The organism is Actinomadura madurae, assembly GCF_900115095.1.
GTDB lineage: Bacteria > Actinomycetota > Actinomycetes > Streptosporangiales > Streptosporangiaceae > Spirillospora > Spirillospora madurae.
Genome location: NZ_FOVH01000004.1, coordinates 361,169 through 375,149, shown reverse-complemented (window position 1 = coordinate 375,149; position 13,981 = coordinate 361,169). Strand labels below are relative to the sequence as shown.

General features: G+C 70.4%; 10 protein-coding genes. 4 read left to right on the top strand and 6 right to left on the bottom strand.

Annotated features, from left to right (window positions below):
- Window position 1: 1 nt before the first annotated feature.
- Together BM339_RS14490 and BM339_RS14485 are read left to right on the top strand one after the other, a co-directional pair.
- Entirely contained in the window at window positions 2-979 is a 978-nt protein-coding gene (locus BM339_RS14490) for an FAD binding domain-containing protein (protein WP_075021152.1), read from the top strand.
- Entirely contained in the window at window positions 979-3,177 is a 2,199-nt protein-coding gene (locus tag BM339_RS14485; RefSeq protein ID WP_075021151.1) for a xanthine dehydrogenase family protein molybdopterin-binding subunit, read from the top strand. The genes BM339_RS14490 and BM339_RS14485 overlap by 1 nt, the downstream gene beginning before the upstream one ends.
- Here the strand turns inward: BM339_RS14485 and BM339_RS14480 are convergent.
- The 3 genes from BM339_RS14480 to BM339_RS14470 form a co-directional block, all read right to left on the bottom strand.
- Complete coding sequence (locus BM339_RS14480; protein WP_075021150.1) at window positions 3,155-3,760, bottom strand: DUF2397 family protein; 606 nt, start codon at window positions 3,758-3,760, stop codon at window positions 3,155-3,157. The genes BM339_RS14485 and BM339_RS14480 overlap by 23 nt on opposite strands.
- A 264-nt stretch (window positions 3,761-4,024) precedes the next feature.
- A complete protein-coding gene (locus BM339_RS14475; protein ID WP_075021149.1) occupies window positions 4,025-6,001 on the bottom strand; it encodes a multicopper oxidase family protein in 1,977 nt (658 codons plus the stop codon).
- Window positions 5,998-6,465, bottom strand: a complete 468-nt coding sequence (locus tag BM339_RS14470; protein WP_075021148.1) for a DUF6220 domain-containing protein — start codon at window positions 6,463-6,465, stop codon at window positions 5,998-6,000. Before BM339_RS14470 ends, BM339_RS14475 begins: the two co-directional genes overlap by 4 nt.
- Before the next feature lie 287 nt (window positions 6,466-6,752).
- Here BM339_RS14470 and BM339_RS14465 point away from each other — a divergent pair, with 287 nt between their 5' ends.
- Window positions 6,753-7,445 (top strand): response regulator transcription factor, encoded by a 693-nt coding sequence (locus BM339_RS14465; protein WP_021592567.1) that lies wholly within the window; start codon window positions 6,753-6,755, stop codon window positions 7,443-7,445.
- Window positions 7,446-7,638: 193 nt separating this feature from the next.
- Here the strand turns inward: BM339_RS14465 and BM339_RS14460 are convergent, their stop codons facing one another.
- The gene (locus tag BM339_RS14460) at window positions 7,639-9,705 is read right to left on the bottom strand and encodes an MMPL family transporter (protein WP_218163642.1); all 2,067 of its coding nucleotides are present in this window, start codon (window positions 9,703-9,705) and stop codon (window positions 7,639-7,641) included.
- Window positions 9,706-10,038: 333 nt separating this feature from the next.
- Between BM339_RS14460 and BM339_RS14455 the strand changes: the two genes are divergently transcribed.
- The gene (locus BM339_RS14455; protein WP_021592565.1) at window positions 10,039-11,268 is read left to right on the top strand and encodes a sensor histidine kinase; all 1,230 of its coding nucleotides are present in this window, start codon (window positions 10,039-10,041) and stop codon (window positions 11,266-11,268) included.
- Between the two features lie 401 nt (window positions 11,269-11,669).
- On the opposite strand, the gene BM339_RS14450 is transcribed toward BM339_RS14455, so the two are convergent.
- Together BM339_RS14450 and BM339_RS14445 are read right to left on the bottom strand one after the other, a co-directional pair.
- Window positions 11,670-12,242 carry a Dps family protein gene (locus BM339_RS14450; protein ID WP_024934483.1) on the bottom strand — a complete coding sequence of 191 codons (573 nt, stop codon included), beginning with the start codon at window positions 12,240-12,242 and terminating at the stop codon, window positions 11,670-11,672.
- A gap of 86 nt (window positions 12,243-12,328) precedes the next feature.
- Window positions 12,329-13,801, bottom strand: coding sequence for a dihydrolipoyl dehydrogenase family protein (locus tag BM339_RS14445; RefSeq protein WP_075021147.1), 1,473 nt, complete (start codon window positions 13,799-13,801; stop codon window positions 12,329-12,331).
- Window positions 13,802-13,981 lie beyond the last annotated feature (180 nt).

The following is a 13,981-nucleotide window of genomic DNA, read 5'->3' as shown; positions in this document are numbered from 1 at the left end:
GATGTACCCGTTCTCGTACCTGAAGGTCGACAGTCAGTCCGCTGCCGTCGCCGCGGCGGACCGCGGCGGACGCTTCATCGCCGGGGGCACGACCTTGGTCGACCTGATGCGCGAGGAGGTCGAACGTCCCGAGGCGTTGATCGACATCAGCGCGCTACCGATGCGCGCCATCACGCCCACCCCCCGCGGGGGCATGCGCATCGGCGCGCTGGCGACGATGGCCGACGTCGCCGCCGATCCTGGCGTCCGAACGTCTTTCCCGATGGTCTCGGAGGCCCTCGAACTGAGCGCTTCGGCCCAACTGCGGAACATGGCCACCATCGGCGGCAACATCATGCAGCGAACCCGGTGCACATACTTCCGAGACCGCTCGGCGCCCTGCAACAAGCGCGAGCCGGGTTCCGGATGCGCCGCTCGCGAGGGCGACAACCGCGCCCACGCGATCCTGGGAACCTCCGCGGCCTGCGTGGCCACCCACCCTTCCGACCTCGCCGTGGCCTTCGCCGCACTGGACGCCGTGGTTCACCTTCGACACGTGCGCGGACGCCGCCAGGTGGCCTTCGCCGATTTCCTCGTCAAGCCGGGAAGCACGCCCGAACGGGAACACGCACTGCGGGACGCAGAACTGATCACCGCGGTGGAGATCCCCGCCCAGCCCCGGCCGCTGCGGTCGGGCTACCTCAAGGTCCGGGACCGGCAGAGCTACGAGTTCGCACTGACCTCTGCCGCCGTCGCGCTTTCGATCAGCGACGGCCTGATCCGGACGGCGAAGGTCGCCGCCGGCGGAGTCGGCACCGTGCCGTGGCGGCTTCGCGCGGTGGAGCGGCGGCTGGTCGGGCGGCGGCCGTCACCCGACCTGTGGCGCACCGCGGCCGAACATGCCGCCGACGGTGCCGAACCCCTCGAACACAACGCCTTCAAGGTCGACCTGCTCCAGCGCACGGTCGAGCGTCAGTTGCGAGTCGTGGGAGAACAGTGATGAGTCACCAGGCCGAGGTGGCCGTCGGCCGCGCACACAAGCGTGTCGAAGGCCGCCTCAAGGTCACCGGCCGGGCGACGTACGCGGCCGACCACGGCATCGACGACGTCGCGTACGCGGTGATGGTCGACAGCAGTATCGGCCGCGGCCGGATCACCGCTATCGACTCCGCGGCCGCGGAGGCCGAGGCCGGTGTGCTGAGCGTGCTCAGCCACCGCAACGCGCCCACGCTGCCATACGAGGACAACACCGACGGCTCGTACAACCCGCCCGGCGTGCGCCTGCGCGTGTTCCAGGACGACCAGGTGCACTTCTTCGGTCAGCCGGTCGCCGTCGTCGTCGCCCAGTCCTTGGAGATCGCCCAGCACGCGGCACACCTGATCGACGTCACCTACAAGGTTGAACAGCCGTCCACCGATCTGAGCACGGCGCCCGCCGACGAGCCGTCCACCTACGCCCGCGGCGAGGCTGAGGCCGCTCTGGAATCGGCGCCGATACAGCTTGACCTGACGTACAACCTGGCCCGAAACCACCACAACCCGATGGAGCCGCATGCCACCATCGCCCGCTGGGAGCGCGGCCGCCTCACCGTCATGGACAAGACCCAGTGGGTCGGCGACGGCACGCAACTCGAACTCGCCACGGTCTTCGGCATACCTCGAACCGATGTCCGCGTCATCTCGCCGTACGTCGGTGGCGCCTTCGGCAGCGCCCTGCGCTGCTGGCCGCACGTGACCGTGGCCGCGCTCGCCGCCCGCGAGACCGGCCGGCCCGTCAAACTCGTGATGGCCCGCCGCCAGCTGTACTTCGGCACCGGCTTCCGGCCGGCGTACGAATACCGCCTCCGGCTGGGGGCCCAGCGCAATGGACGCCTCACCGCCACGATCCATGACATCCGCGCCGAGACCTCCTCCTACGAGACCTTCACCGAAGCAGTGATGACCCCCGGCCGGATGCTTTACAGCACCCCCAACGTCCAGCAGGCCTACCGGACCGTCCCGCTGGACGTGAACACCCCGACCTACATGCGCGGCCCCGGGTACGTCAGCGCGGTCCACGTCCTCGAGACCGCGATGGACGAGGTGGCCCACCGGCTCGGCATCGACCCGATCGAGCTGCGACGACGCAACGAGCCGGACGCGGACCCGTCCTCGGAGCTGCCGTTCTCCACCCGCCGCCTCCAGGAGTGCTACACCGTCGGAGCGCGTGAGTTCGGCTGGAACGACCGCGATCGCGAACCCGGATCCACCCGGGCCGGCGACTGGCTCGTCGGCACCGGCATGGCGGCGGCGGTCTACAACACCGCACGCACGACCGCACGGGCCTCGGTCCGCCTCAACGTCGACGGGACCGCACTGGTCCAAGCCGCCACCAGCGACATGGGACCGGGAACCTACACCTCCATGACCCAGGTCGCCGCCGACGAACTCGGCCTCAGCACCGACGAAGTGACCTTTCAACTCGGCGACTCCGACATGCCGGTGACTCCGCCCCACGGCGCGTCGACGACCATGGCCAGCGTCGGCTCGGCGGTCCACGACGGCGCGCGCCGCGTCCGGCGGTCGGCCATCGAGCTCGCCGTCAACGACCCCGCCTCGCCCCTCCACGGGGCCGATCCCGGTGACGTGGTGGCAACCCGCGGCAGGCTCCATCTCGAGAGCGACCCGCGCCGCGACGACAGCTACCGGGCACTTCTCGCCCGCAACGGCCGCGCCCGGCTGGAGGCCCCCGGCCTGTTCGCGCCGCCGACCGAGGAAACCCGATCCGCATACGCCTACGGTGCGGTCTTCGCGGAGGTAGGCGTCGACCAAAGCCTCGGCGTGATCCGTATCCGCCGCATGCTCGGCGTCTACGACGCCGGCCGGATCATCAACCCACGGCTGGCCCACAGCCAGGCCATCGGCGGCATGGTCGGCGGCATCGGCACGGCCCTGCTCGAACACACCACCACCGACCACCGCGACGGCCGGATCACCAATGCCGACCTCGCCGACTACCTCGTCCCCGTCAACGCCGACGTACGTGATCTGAACGCGATCTTCCTCGAAGGCCGCGACGACTACGCAGACCCCATCAGCGTCAAAGGACTCGGCGAAGTCGTCCAAGTCGGCATCGCCCCCGCGATCGCCAACGCCGTCTTCCACGCCACCGGCCGCCGCATCCGCGAGCTGCCCATCACCATCGAGACCATGCTCTAACACCCGAACCGTCGAGCCGGTTGGAAAACCGATCGCCCCGCGGTATGTCGACCTCGGTCATCGCGCACCTCGCCGCCGCCCGCCACAGCCGGTGCATCGCGGTCTCGTGCTGCTCGATCGCCGTCACCGCCGGCCGGCGCAGCAGCCGCGCCTGCGACGGGCGGTCCGGCCCGCCGGAGACGAACCAGTCCCGGAGCCCTCGCCACCGGTTGCGCCACGACTCCGGCGCGCCGGCCTCGGCGCGGCCGAACGCCTCGGCGGCGTCCGCCCCGTCGGGGACGGCTTCGGAGGCCTCCGGCCGTGCCGCCAGGCCGAGCAGCCGTTCGTTGCCTCGCGCCTCCACCTCGTCCAGCGGCCTCGCGATGTCGGCGCCGGAGTTGGCGAGGTCGGCGATGAACCGGTTGATGTAGTCGATGAGCTTTCCTTGTAGGCGATGACCCCTCCGACATCGCCGTCGGAGAAGTCGATCGCCCGCCGCAGCGACGACATGAACGCCTGCGCGTTGTCGGCGAGCGAGGCGAACCGGTCGGCCATCGCCACCGACTGCAGCTCGCCGTGCTGTCCGAGCCGTCGAGGCCCTCATCGCGGAAGGAGCCGTTCCTGCCGGATGACGGAGAGCACCTCCGGGCCGATCCTCGCGGCGGGACATCGCCCACCACGCGGGCGCGGCTCCCACGGACTTCGCTCGTCGGACGCAACGGCGCGAGCATCTGCCGATGATCGGGTCCGCCTTTCCACGGCCGTCGCGGTCGGCCCGGCCGAACGAACCCGCTCGGCGATCGTCCGCCCGACCGGTCCCGTGCCGATCACGATCACGTTGGGCGGGCGACCTGCCTGCGGCCGGGTGCTATCCATGACCGGCGTGCGCGTCTCCGAAGGGCGTGGTGACTCCCTCGTAGGAGACGCGCAGCATCATTCCCTGCTCGGCGTGGGGCAGGTTGTGGCAGTGATTCATCCAGATCCCGGGGTTGGTGGCTTCGAAGGCCACCTCCCAGACCTCTCCCGCCCGCACCTCGAACGTGTCCATCCACAGTGGACTGCCGGATGAGGGCGTCCCGTCCCTGGACAGGATCAGCACGGGATGGCCGTGCAGATGCCAGGGGTGAGTGTCCAGGCTTCGGTTGACGACCGTGAACCGGACGACATCGCCTTCCGCGACGAGCAGGTCCGGGATCGATGGGTGCCCCCGCCCGTTGACCGTCTGCGCGTAGGCCGGCCCGCCGTCGACCATTGCCACGGCGCGGTCCAGGACGAGGGTGAAGTGCCGGTCAGCGGCGTCTGGATCGAACGGGGCGCGCGCAGGCGTTCCGTAGCGCAGGAGGTCGAGTTCGGGCCAGTCGGAGGTGTCCTCGACCCGGGGCTCGCGCTCTGCGTCGCCGTCCGGGTGCAGCCGCACGCCGGTGTCGCGGTCGTTGTCGAGCACCAGCGCGACGGTCGTGGCCGGCATGACGAACACCAGGTCGTAGCGCCCGCCGGCGGGCAGCCGCAGGCTCACGTCGCGGACCTGCTGGGGATGGTGGAGGTCGCGGCCGTCGACGGCCGCGACCCGGAACGGGGTCCCGGCCAGCGCGAGCCGGTGCGGATCCGAATCGGTGTTGATCAGCCGCAGCCGTACCGTCGTACCAGGTGCCGCGGTCTGTACGGTGCGCCCGTCCTGGTGCCCCACGACGACCGTACCGGCGAACGTGTGGACGGGCAGCGTGAGGTCCACCTGCTGCCGGCCGGTGCTTTCATCCGCCCGCCGTCCGTCTCGTGGTGTGACGACGAGCGTCCCGTACAGTCCCTTGCGCACGCCGGGGTCCGATGCCTCGTGGGTGTGGTACCAGTAGGTGCCTGCCTGGTCGGCGCGGAATCGGTAGACGAACTCTTCACCGGGTCTCACCGGACGCTGTGTCAGGTCCGGCACACCGTCCTCACCGCACGGCACGTCGTAGCCGTGCCAGTGCAGTGTGACCCCGCCGTCGATGTCGCTGTTGCGCAGCGTCACCTCGACCACATCACCCTCGGTGGCGCTGATCGCCGGGCCCGGTACCTGGCCGTTGTACGTCCACGCGTCGATCTCACGTCCGGACGCCAGTCGTACGGTCGCCGTCTTCGCGGTGAGCACGTGCCGGTGCCTGGCACCGCCGGGAGACGGGCTCCCGAGGCCGCGCAGATCGGCCACCGACAGTGCCGGACGGGAGCCGGATGCGTGGGCCGGGCCGTCGCCGGTGATCGCGGAGCCGGGGGGTCTGAACAGCAGGCCGACGCCTGTGCCACCGGCTCCCACGACTCCGGTTCCGACGGCGGTGATGAGGAACCGCCGTCGGGTGAGAGCTGGATGACGGTCGGTCTCCCCGCGCACCTCCTCGCCGTCCGCCGCCACGACGCGGGCGGTCAGCACGGCGCCGGCCGCCACGAGCGAGACCGTGATCAGCGCGGTCGACCAGGTGAGGGGGTACCCGGCGAGGAAGGTCACCACGAGACCGGCCAGCGCGGCGTACGCGGCGGTGAGCAGCGCGACGACGCAGCTCGCCGGCAGGCGCTCGCCCGCCGTCCTTCGCGCCGTCCGCAGCCGCGGCCCCGCGATGAGCACCGCGGCCACCCCGGCGACGCCGAGCAACGGAAGGCCCAGCAGCACCTTTTCCTCGACGAACCACCAGCCCCGGCCGGCCAGGATCGACACGGTGGCGCCTCGGGTGAGCGTGACCAGGACGGCTGCGATGAGCAGTCCGAATCCGAGCCGGTGACGCCGGAGGGCCGCCGCGACGCCGGCTCCGAACCACAGCGCCGCGCCCAGCAGGGCGACGCCATGGTCCAGGACGATCAACCGGGCCGTGGTCACTGAGCGGATCCCGGTGCGGATCCGCCGGCTCGGGCATCGTCGCCGGCGGCCCGCGCGGTGGATGCCGAGGAGGTCGACGGTTCTCGCGCCTGGCGGAGGATCCCGCCCGCCACGCCCATCATGATCAGCCCGTTGACCGCGTGCAGGCCGAAGACGAGCCGGCCCGCGGTCGTGGTGTCTCCCGTGTCGCCGAACGCCTTGGCGACGGTCGCGATCACGGGCTGACCGATCCCCAGCGCGGTGAGCAGACCGGCCAAGCCGACGAGCCGGCCGGGCAGGCGGCCCAGCGCGGCGGTCAGCGTCGTCAGGAGCGCAAGGAGGACGACCATGTAGCCCAGCGCCCGGTGCGGCCGGAAGGCATCGTCGTTGGGTGCGGTGTCGAACGCTCCGCTGCCGGCCAGGAAGAACTGGACAGCGATCGCGAGCACGAGCACTGCCGCGAGTCCGGCGATGATCTTACGCATGGAAAGGCGCCCTTCGGGTCGGTGTGGTCACGGACGTGCTCTTTTCCGTCGGGGGGTCACGAAAGGAATCGTCGCGTCGTCGCCCCGGGGCGTCCTCTGGTGGCGGATGGCTGTGCGTACGCAGATCTGCGTACGCGGTCGGCGTTTGATCGCGCTCTTCGCCGTAGTTGGCACGGACGGACGAGTATTCGGTGGTACCCGCCCCGGCGATAGGATCCGGATGTGCAACGCAGAGCCGCGCCGTTGGCAAGCATGCGCCCCTTGGCGCCGACCGGAACGGCACACCTGTGAGCGCGGCGGGCCCGTCCTCGCCCGGCAACGCTCCGATCAAGGTCCTGCTCGCCGATGACGAGCGTCTTGTGCGATCCGGGTTCAAGGTACTGATCGACGTCGAGGACGACATCGAAGTGGTCGGGGAGGCCACCGACGGTGCCGAGGCCGTCGAGCGGGCCCGGATGACCCGTCCCGACGTTGTGCTCATGGACATCCGGATGCCGAAGCTCGACGGCATCCAGGCGACCAGCGAGATCGTCAAGACACGTGGGCTGCAGCATGTCCGGGTCCTGATCCTCACCACCTACGAGACCGACGCGTACGTCTTCGAAGCGCTGCAGGCCGGTGCCAGCGGCTTCATGCTCAAGGACGCGGGACCGGCCGAGCTTCTCCATGCCATCCGGGTCGTGGCCGCCGGGGACGCGTTGCTCGCCCCGCGGATCACCCGGCGCCTGATCGCCCAGTTCACCGCGCAACGGGCCGCCACGCAGGCCGGTGAGGACCGGCTGGCGGTCCTCACCCAGCGCGAACGTGAAGTGCTGGCCCTGGTGGGACAGGGCCTGAGCAACGACGAGATCGGTGCCGAGCTGAGCCTGAGCCCGGCCACCGCGCGCACCCACGTCAGCCACGCGATGGTGAAACTGGGCGCGCGGGACCGCGCACAACTGGTCGTCATCGCCTATCGGACAGGGCTCGTCAGCCCTTAAGCCGTGATCCGCACCGTCGCGGCCGCAGGACCCGTGTGCGAGGCCCCCGCACCCCGGAGATCTCGTCCCGCTCGGCATCGGCCTGGTCGTGACGGGCGTCAGCCGGTGCGGCGGTGAGCAAGCGACGGACGGACATGGAGTTCCTCTCGGATCGACGGATATCGGGGAAGGCGGTGGATGGGACGGGGCGTCGTCACACGGCCGCTGGTGTGCGAGGCGCCGGGACCGTCTTCGGTGCCCGGCGTCCGGGCATCCACCAGTTGGCCTTGCCGCACAGTTCCATCACGGCGGGGACGAAGATCAACCGAACGATGGTGGCGTCGATGAGCACGGCGACGGCCATGCCCAGACCGCCCTGCTTGACCGCGACGTCCGGGCCGAACAACGAGGTGGTGAAGACGGCGATCATGATGGCGGCCGCGGACGTGATCACCTTGGCGGTCCGCGCCAGCCCCTGGGCGACGGCCACGCGGGTGTCGCCGGTCCGCTCGTACTCCTCACGGACCCGTGAGATCAGGAAGACCTGGTAGTCCATCGACAGGCCGAACAGGACCGGGAACATCATCATCGGGACCCAGGTCGTGACCGGCATGGCGGCGGGGAACCCCAGGGCCGGGCCGAGCCATCCCCACTGCACGACCGCCACCACCACACCGTAGGCGGCGCCGATCGACAGCAGGTTCATCACGGCTGCCTGCAAAGCGATCGTGACCGACCGGACCAAAGCGATGAGCAGCACCATGGACATCGCGATGACGACCAGGATCATCAGGGGCAGGCGCGAGCCGGACTCCTCGGCGACGTCGATGGTGCCGGCGTTCGGTCCCCCGATGAGGACCTGTTCGCCGCCGGGCGCCTTCGGCAGCACGTCGTCGCGGAGTTCGTGCACCAGGTTCGTGGTCGCCTCGTCCTGGTACCCGGTCGTGGGGAAGGCGGTGAAGGTGACGGCCTGCCCGTCCTCGCTGACCCGGGGCGGCGTGGCATGGGCGATGCCCTCGGTCTTGCGGACCGCTTCGACGACGGGGCGCAGATCGGCGTCCTTGGAGTCGACCTCGGTGGCGAAGACCAGGGGTGCTCCGTAACCCGGACCGAAGCCCTCGGAGAGGATCTCGTACGAGATGTAGCTGCCCCTGTCCCGGGGCTGGACGCTGGCGTCGGGCTGGCTCAACCGCATCGAGAGCGTGGGGGCGGCCAGCACCAGCAGGGCCCCGCCGGCGAGGAGCGCGGCGACCAGCGGCCTGCGCTGCACCACGCCGGCCCAACGCTCGGCGAGCGCGCGGCGCTCCCGGGGCGGCGCACCGGGCTCCCGGTTCCGGCGGGACGCGCGACGAGGCAGGCGCAGCGAGTTGATCCTGTACCCGGTGAAGCCCAGGAACGCGGGCAGCAGCGTCACCGCGGCGACCATCGTGATCAACACCGTGATCGACGTGGCGACGGCCACCCCGGTCATCAGCCGCTGTCCCATGACGACCAGGCCCATCAGCGCGATCACGACGGTCGTGCCGGCGAACAGCACCGCGCGACCGGCCGTGTCGATGGCCTTGGCCGTGGCGCGCTCGGGTTCGTCGCCGTCGCGGAGGCCGTCCTTGTAGCGGGTCACGATGAACAGCGCGTAGTCGATGCCGACGCCGAGCCCGATCATCGCGCCGAAGGCCTGGGTGAAGTCCGGCGCCGGGACCAGGTGCCCCACCACCTTCATCAGCGCGAGGCCGCCCACGATGGCCAGGAGGGCGGTCACGATCGGCAGGCCCATGGCCACCAGTGACCCGAAGGCGATGAACAGGATCACCGCTGCCGCCAGCAGGCCCACGCTCTCGGCCGGGCCCTGCGGGGGTGTCTCGGCCTTTTCCGCCATGTACCCGCCCAGCGCGAGCGCGACGTTGTCGTCGGAGGCGTTCTTGACGATGGTCACCAGTGGCTTGACCTCGCTCTTCTTCACCTCCTTGTCGCTCAGCGGGATGGTGACGCGGGCGATACGACGCCCCTGCGCGACCAGGTTCTCGTCCTGATACGGCGAGATCACCGGCCCGGTGGCGGGTGATGCGGCGAGATCGGCGATGGTCTTCTCGATCTTCTGCTGGGCGGCGGGATCGTCGATCCCCCTGTCGGCCTTGATCGCAAGGGTCAGCCTGTCGCCCTGCTCTTTCGGGAAGTGCTTCTCCAGCAACATGTTCGCCTTGGCCGACTGCGAGTCTCCTCCGGAGAAGTCGTTGTCGGGGGCCGCGCCGTAGCCGAACCCGACGTACGCCACGGCGATCACACCGAGGACCCAGGCCAGGAGAACCAGGCGGCGGCGGCGGAAACAGAAGCGACCCAGTCTCGCCAGAGCTCCATCCGTACGTGGAGACTCGGGTGTCTTCATCATCAGCTCCTCAGAGGTCGAGCCTTGCGGCACGCTTCGTCCCGATAAGGGAGGGGTTGATCGGTCACGACGGCGATCGTCGCGTGCGCAAGGCGGCCCTGGCCTCTGACGACGGATGGTCATGTCTACGCAATCGGGCGTAACCGGCTGTGCCGCGCCGCGCCCGCCGACGTAGCGGGTCGCGCGTCTGAGCGGAGCCTTGTCCGTGGACGCGAACAGTAGGATCACGGTATGAAGATCCGCCCCGGGCCCTCCCTGCGGGTGCTGACCCAAGACGCGCTGCTCGCGCTCTTCGTCACCGCGATGTCGGTCCAGGGCACGGTCGCCCTCGCAGCCGCCAGAGGGACGGAACAACGTCCGCTCACCGACTTCGGATACCTCGGATTCACACTGCTCGTGGTGGGCGGCCTGGTCGTGACCGTCCGCCGCTCGTGGCCGGTCCCGGCGTTCGTCACCGCCGCATTGGCCAGCGTGGTCTATTACGCCCTTGGGTTCCCGGACGGGTACGGCTGGCTCGGGCTCATGGTCGCCCTGTACACCCTCGCCGCCTACGGTGACGGGCGCCGGTCATTGGCGATCGCCGGCGCGGGCATCGCGGTCCTGGCCGCCGCGTGGCTGTACGCAGGGGCCGACGTGGAGCCGCGCGAGGCCATCGGCTGGGTGTTCTTCCGCATCGGTGTGGCGGTCATGAGCACGACTCTCGGCGAGTCCGTACGCTCCCGGCGGGTCATCGCGGCCGACGCTCAAGAGCGCGCAGAACTGGCGGAACGGACCCGCGAGGAAGAAGCGCGCGCCCGGGTCGATGCCGAACGGCTCCGGATCGCACGCGAAGTCCACGACACCGTCGCTCACGCCATCGCGATCATCAACGTGCAGTCCGGCGTCACCGCGCACGTGCTCGACAAGCGACCCGGCCAGGCACGTGAGGCGTTGCAGACCATCGAGCAGACGAGCTCCCGGACGCTGCAGGAGATGCGAGCCATACTCGGAGTCCTCCGCGGCGGCGACGACGACCCTGTGCCGCACACCAGCCTGGAACAGATCGACGACCTCACCGCCGAGGCACGCGCCGCCGGACTGGACGTCACACTCGAAGTGGACTCGCCCGCAGCGCCGTTGCCGAGCGCGGTGGACAGTGCCGCCTACCGGATCCTTCAGGAGTCGATCACCAACATCATCCGGCACACCGGCCCGACCCGGGTGACGGTCGCGGTGAACCCGGGGATCGACCATCTGGAGATCCGTGTCACCGACCAGGGCCGCACCGGTTCGAACGGCGCCCCCGTGACTCGACCACCCGGTAACGGCCCGGGCATGGCGAACAAACCCGGTCGCGGGATCCTGGGCATGCGCGAGCGCTGTCAACTGCTCGGCGGAGAGCTCAACGCCGAGCCGACTCCGGGCGGGGGGTTCGAGGTCACGGCACGGCTGCCCCTCGCACCGACCGGGTCGCGCTTCTGAACGGCCGTGGGTTCGTACGCGATCACGCGGAGCGGCGAGGTGATCAGCTCGGTTCGGCGGGCAACCGCGGTTCCTCGATCGTGTCCGGGCGGACCCCGCACGGAGTGGCTCCAAGGCCGGTGAGAGCCTCGGTGAGACGACGTCGGACGGCACAGCAAAAAGTGCGGGCCGAGGCGCACCTCGATCCCGCACCATATGGGGAAATGGTTCGTGTCCGAGGGCGAGCGTAAGCATTCGCACATGCTGACCACGGTGCCGATCGGGGACGTCTGCCGCGTCGCGGTGGGATAGCCGCCCACCTGCACGTCGTGGTGATATCCGGTCCGGACGCGGTGGGCGCAATGCCATCGAATCCGAGTTTGCCCGTTTGGGTCATATCGCCTGGGGACGATCCGGGGGCTTCATTCCCGGGTGGTTCGTACGAGGGGTGTGTCGACGAGGTGTTCGGCGAGGAACCAGGACTGCAGTTCGCCGGTGCGGATGACGCCGGAGACGATCAGATCGCTGGTTCCGTCGTCCCCGAACCCGGTGGCGCGGGCCGCGTCTTCGTGGGCGGCGATCAGGATCGTCTCGTGGGCTTCGAGCAGCCGGGACAGCATCGCGGGGACTTCCTCGGCGCCGTCCGGTGGACGGGGTACGCGGGTGAACTGGGCCGCGTGCCTGGGGTCGCCCACCGCGACCCCGCCCAGGGTCTGCACCCGCTCGGCGATGGCGTCGATCAGCGTCGACTGCTCGTTCGCGTGCTTGTCCAGCAGCAGGTGCAATGGGTAGAAGGTCGGGCCGCGCATGAGCCAGTGATGCTTCTTGTACATCGCGTACAGCATCTGGGTGTCGGCCAGCAGGTGGTTCAGGCGCTGGCAGGAGTCCATTCGGGCCTGATAGGAGAGCCCGAGCGGGAATTGACGGACGGTCCCGAACTTCTGCACCTCGCGCCCGTGCTGGTGAAGCCATGGCTGTGATGTGGCGCTCTGCATGCGCTGGTCTCCTTCGAGTCGGTGCCTGTCGATCATGAATCGTGCGGCGTGATTCGCGGCGTTCCGCCGGCCCGGGGCGGCTCGGCTCAGCGATCCCGCCGTCCGTCCGTCGCGTCGCGGTAGGCCTCCAGCAGGCGGAGCCAGACCTCGCTGATGGACGGGAAGCAGGGGACCGCGTGCCAGAGGCGGCTGACGGGCACCCGCGCGGCGACGGCGACGGTGGCCGAGTGGACCAGCTCCTCGATCGCGGGGCCGACCATCGTGACGCCGAGCAGCCGGTCCTGGTCCTCGTCGACGACCATGCGGGCGCGGCCGGTGTAGCCGTCCGCGTAGAGTCCCGCTCCGGCGACCTTCTCACCGGTGTCGACGTCGACCACCCGGATCCGGTGCCCGGCGCGCTCGGCCTGGTCGGCGGTCAGTCCCACCGCGCCGGCCTGCGGGTCGCAGAAGAAGACCTGCGGTACCGCGTGGCTGTCGGCGGTGGCGGCGTGCGGCCCCCACGGGGCGGGGTCCACCGGCCGTCCGACCGCGCGGGCGGCGATCACGGCTCCGGCGACGCGGGCCTGGTACTTGCCCTGGTGGGTGAGGATGGCGCGGCCGTTGACGTCGCCGAGCGCGTACAGCCATCTGTCGCCGGCCACGGCGCGGACGGCGCAGGTGTCGTCCACCTCCAGCCACGAGCCCGGCTCCAGGCCGACGGTCTGCAGGCCGATGTCGTAGGTCAGCGGCCTGCGTCCGATCGCGAGGAGCACCTCGTCGGCCTCCAGCTCTTCCCCGCCTTCAAGGGACAGTGTGACCGGGCCGGTGGGGTCCGGGCGGCGCATGCCCTCGACGGTGACTCCGATCCGCACGTCGATCCCGGCCTCGGTGTAGGCGCGCGCGATCATCTCGCCGACAAAGGGCTCCATCTTCGGCAGCAGCCCTTCGGCCTGCGCCAGGAGGGTGACCGAGGAACCGAGACCGTGCCAGGCAGTGGCCATCTCGACGCCCACTCCGCCGCCGCCGATGATGGCGAGCCGCCCGGGGACCGTGCGGGAGTCGGTGCCCTCCCGGTTCGTCCAGGGCCGCACGTCGGCCAGGTTGGCCAGCTCGGGAAAGTTCGGGCGGCTGCCGGTGCAGACGACCACCGCGTGGCGGGCGGTGAGGGGAATGGTGGAGCCGCCCGGGATCTCCACGGACACGCGCCGTGTGCCGTCCAGGCGCGCGTGGCCGCGGATCAGGTCGGCGCCGATGTCCTTCAGGAACTGGGCCTGGCCCCGGTCGTCCCAGCCGGTCACCCAGGTGTCCCGCCGGGCGAGCACGGCCGCGGCGTCCGCCGCCCCGGTCACCGCCTCCCGGGCTCCGCCGACGCGGCGGGCGTCGGCGAGCGCCGTGACTGGCCGCAACATCGCCTTGCTCGGAACGCACGCCCAGTACGAGCACTCCCCGCCGACCAGCTCTCGTTCCACGGCCGCCACGGTCAGCCCGGCCGAGCGGACCCGCTCGGCGATCGTCTGCCCGACAGGTCCCGTGCCGATCACGATCACGTCGTAGTCTTCCGCGGCCTCGTGTGCGCTCACGGCCTGCTCCTCTTCTCGGTGCTCGGACTTCTCACCTGACTTGGTAGTCGGGCGCGGGACGCACCGGCATCCCCGGTCTTGACGATTCCGAGGGGCACCCCCGCGAACGCCAGGAATAGCCGCCTTGACGATGTGGGCGCCGGTGCGCCGGGCGACGGTGGGTTGCGACGAGGGCGCCGG

What these genes read in the sequence shown, in the direction of transcription:
- BM339_RS14490 (WP_075021152.1), top strand. Translation starts at nt 2, where the DNA reads ATGTACCCGTTCTCGTACCTGAAGGTCGACAGTCAGTCCGCTGCCGTC.
- BM339_RS14485 (WP_075021151.1), top strand. Translation starts at nt 979, where the DNA reads ATGAGTCACCAGGCCGAGGTGGCCGTCGGCCGCGCACACAAGCGTGTC.
- BM339_RS14480 (WP_075021150.1), bottom strand. Translation starts at nt 3,760, where the DNA reads ATGAGGGCCTCGACGGCTCGGACAGCACGGCGAGCTGCAGTCGGTGGC.
- BM339_RS14470 (WP_075021148.1), bottom strand. Translation starts at nt 6,465, where the DNA reads ATGCGTAAGATCATCGCCGGACTCGCGGCAGTGCTCGTGCTCGCGATC.
- BM339_RS14455 (WP_021592565.1), top strand. Translation starts at nt 10,039, where the DNA reads ATGAAGATCCGCCCCGGGCCCTCCCTGCGGGTGCTGACCCAAGACGCG.
- BM339_RS14450 (WP_024934483.1), bottom strand. Translation starts at nt 12,242, where the DNA reads ATGCAGAGCGCCACATCACAGCCATGGCTTCACCAGCACGGGCGCGAG.